General features: G+C 72.2%; 2 protein-coding genes. One reads left to right on the forward strand and one right to left on the reverse strand.

From position 1 onward, the window contains the following. On the forward strand, window positions 1–1,680 hold a 1,680-nt coding region (locus tag D7Y13_RS39675; protein WP_279637174.1), incomplete at its 5' end, for a CARDB domain-containing protein. A gap of 96 nt (window positions 1,681–1,776) precedes the next feature. Here the strand turns inward: D7Y13_RS39675 and D7Y13_RS39680 are convergent. Continuing rightward, complete coding sequence (locus D7Y13_RS39680) at window positions 1,777–3,312, reverse strand: M91 family zinc metallopeptidase (protein WP_120586123.1); 1,536 nt, start codon at window positions 3,310–3,312, stop codon at window positions 1,777–1,779. Window positions 3,313–3,778: the final 466 nt, after the last annotated feature.

Here is a 3,778-nt window from a genome sequence, read left to right on the forward strand (position 1 = left end):
GTCCCCGTCCCGCCCGAGCAGCCGCTGTACCTGGGCGCCATCGTGGACCTGCCCCGAAGCCAAATGGAACTGCGCGAGGACAACAACGTCCGCGCGGACTTCCTCATGGGCGTGGGCCTGAAGCCGGACCTGATCATCACCTCGCTGACGGCCCCCACCCACGTCGCCCCCGGCCAGGCCTTCACCGCCACCGCGCGGGTGTGCAACGTGGGCACGGAGCCTTCCCCGAACGTCCCCGTGGAGCTGTACCTGTCCACCGAGCCGACGCTGGCGGTGGTGCAGGGCGCGCCCCCTCCGGGCCGCGCGCCCGTGGGCATGTTCCAGGCGCCGGGATTGGCGCCGGGGGAGTGCGCCCTGCGCTCCGTGAGTGCCTGGGCGGTGGTACCTCCCCAGGCCCCCATGCCGAACCCCACGCTGTACGTGGGCGCCCTCGTGGATCCGCAGGCCAGCTTCCCGGAGCTGCGTGAGGACAACAACGCCTCGCCCGTCTCCCGCATCGGGGTGGCGGTGGGCCCGGATCTGGTCGTCCGCAGCGTGCTGAATACGCCCAGCGCGCGGCCCGGTACCTCGTTCCAGACGTCGGTGCAGGTCTGCAACGAAGGCACCGCGTCCGCGACGTACACGACCCTGGGCCTCTTCCTCTCCACCGAATCGGACTTCACCGTGACCCAGGGCGTGCCGCCGCCCACGCTGGTCCGGGTGGGCTCCGTGAACGTGATGCCGCTGGGGCAGGGCCAGTGCTCGACGGTGCCGTCGATGGCGCAGGCCCAGGTTCCGCCCGAGTCCGTGCCGGGGCGTCCGCTGTACCTGGGTGCCGTCGCGGACGTGTCCCTCGGCCTCACCGAGCTGCGCGAGGACAACAACGTGCGCTCCGCCCCGATGAGCGTGGGCAACGGCCCGGACCTCGCGGTGCGGGAGGTGACGGGCCCCCGGAGCGTGATGCCCGGCGCCCCGCTCACGCTGGTCGTGACGGTCTGCAACATGGGCATGGACCTGGCGCCCCCCACGCCGGTGATGGCGGTGCTGACGTCGGACGCCACGCTGTCCGTGAGCGCACCCAACCCCGGCACGTCCACGGACTCCATGGTGGGGACCGCGAACACGCCGTCGCTCGGCTCGGGCCAGTGCTCCGCCGTGAACGTGGCGGGGTACGCGAACCCTCCGCCCGGCCTGGAGCCGGAAGCGCCCCGGTTCCTGGGCGCGCGCGTGGACTTCCCCCAGCAGCTCACGGAGCTGCGCGAGGACAACAACACCCTGGTGGGCCCCCGCGTGGGCGTGGGCTCGGGGCCCGACCTCGTGGTGCGCGCGCTGACCGCTCCCGCGAGCATCCCTTCGGGCGCTTCCTTCACCGCGCAGGTGAAGGTCTGCAACGAGGGAACGGCGGCACTCAACAGCACCGTGCCGGTGGACCTGATCATCTCCAGCGAGCCGGTGGCCTACGTGCCCGGCCAGGGAAGCGCGCCGTACACGCAGCTCCAGCTCCCCGTGGGCAACCAGCCCGTGTCCTCGCTCGGGGTGAACCAGTGCACGACGCTGTCCATCCCGGCCTACGCGTCCCGTCCGTCCAGCCCCGCTTCCGCCTTCTACCTGGGCGCCATCGTCGACGCGCCGGGCTCGCGGTGGGAGCTGCGTGAGGACAACAACAGCTTCATGCTGCCCACCCCCACCGTGATGCCGTAGGCCACTGGAGTTCCGTGATGGCGCGGCTGCGTTCCTCGCGGACGCAGCCGCCCCGTCTGGCCTCGTCGTGAGGCCAGGTCCTCCGCGGAGGGCCTGCTAGTAGCGCGGCCGGGTGGGCAGGTTCAGGTCGTCGCGCAGGACGTTCTCGCCCGGGCGGCCTCCCTGCACCACGTCCGGGGTGGAGGGGTCCTGATCCAGGTCGATGGGCAGACCCACCGCGGACGTCTCGCGGTTGTTGGTGCCGTTCTTCTCGCCGTTGGCCAGCGTGCCATTGGCGTAGTCGGACGCGTGCACCAGTTCGTGGAACAGGGCCACCACGGGCGGACGGTTCATCCAGTCCTCGGTGCCCAGCGAGATGCGCGTGGTGTTGTAGTTCACCGTGCCGTTGGTGCCCTTGCCCGGCGTGCCGTCCGCGTTGAACCACGCATCCGCCTTGTTCTGCGCGGCCGCGGAGTTGCCCCCGGACGTCTCCTGGATGGTGGTGGTGTGGCCGCTGTCGTCCAGCGTGCGCAGCAGCTCCTGGCCCGAGGGCAGCGAGCGCATCGCGTCCAGGTCCGACTGGGTGCGCGCCTGGAACTCCGCGCTGCCCGTCACCGTCACGGACCGCCCGCGCTGGTCCGCGTTCGTCATGTCGACGATCTCCCGCTCACCCGCGGCGTCGGCGGCGGTCGTCTCGTTCGCCTCCACGTACAGCTTGTCCGTGCCCGTGCCGCCCCGGACGGTGTCCGTGCCCGCGCCGCCCGCGACCGCGTCGTTGCCCGTGCCGCCGCTCAGCGTGTCGTTGCCGCGCCCGCCAATCACCTGGTCGTCGCCCGCGCCGCCGTAGGCCTTGTCGTCGCCCGCGCCCGCGTCGATGTAGTCGCGGTCCGCGCCGCCCGACACGTAGTCGTTGCCGTCCAGGCCGTAGAGCACGTCCCGGCCCGCGCCCCCGAGGATGCGGTCGTCGCCCGCGCCGCCCTCCAGGTAGTCGTCGCCGTCCAGGCCGCTCAGCGTGTCCTTGCCCTCGCCGCCAATGACGGTGTCGTTGCCCACGCCGCCGGTGAGCGTGTCGTTGCCCTTGCCGCCCACCAGCTTGTCGTCGCCCTCGCCGCCGTCCAGGGTGAGGCCCTGCGTGACGCTCGCGTCCACCGTGATGGAGTCATTGCCGGCACCGCCATTGATGATGGCGCCCTTGGCCTGCTCGGCCGTGAGCGTCACGGTGTCCGTTCCGGACTTGATGGTCAGCCCGCCGTCCTTGTTCTGCGACACCGTGGCGGTGTTGTTGCCCGCGCCCAGGTCCACCACCGTGTTGCCGGCGGCGTTGGTGCTCACCTGCGGCGCCGTGGCGGACGCGACGGCCTTCGCCACGTTCTTGGCCACCTTCCCCAGGGCCGAGCCCAGGTCGCTGAGGATGCCGCCGTCCTTCTTCGCGCCGGCCGCCTCGCCCGCGGCGCGCCCCGCGCCGACTTCCTTCTCCTTCGCCGCCTGGGGACGGACCGCCGGCGCGCGGGGCCCGGCGTCGAAGCCGTCCTGCATCCGCTGGGAGACGGCGGCCTTCACCGCGTTGGGACGCGGCGCGGCGGCGGGCGTCTTCACCGGCTCCGACTTCACGGGGGACGACGGACGCGAACCGGGCTTGCCAATCGAAGTCATGGGCTTCTCCCAGGTGACGGGGACACCTGGAGTGGGTCCGGCGGACGGCCGCCGGGCGTCGGACGAAGGCCGACTCCCGGATTGTCGCGGTGGCGGGCCCCCGGGTTGCGTCCCTCCTCCCGAATGTCACGGTTGCGTGACACGCATCGGGCTGTCGTGTGACACGGCCGGGGCTCCTGTAACGGTGCGGCAACAACGCAGGGGGGTGTGTTGTCGGGCTCGAACCCGTCCGGTAACGGAAGCGCAACTTCGGGTCAGGAAGCGCCTCCGCTTCCCCCGACTTGCCCGACGCCTTCATGACCGTCACCACTCGCTACCGCACCGTCCTCCAGGCCCTGCTGTCCGGCACGTCGCTCCTGCTGGCCCCTGTCGTCCACGCGCAGTCGGAGGCCCCGCCTCCGGCGACCGCGTCCGAGCCGGCCCCGGAGACCCCGATCTCCGCCGAGCCCGCCGCGCCCACCACCCC

The sequence above is a fragment of the Corallococcus praedator genome, from assembly GCF_003612125.1.
GTDB lineage: Bacteria > Myxococcota > Myxococcia > Myxococcales > Myxococcaceae > Corallococcus > Corallococcus praedator.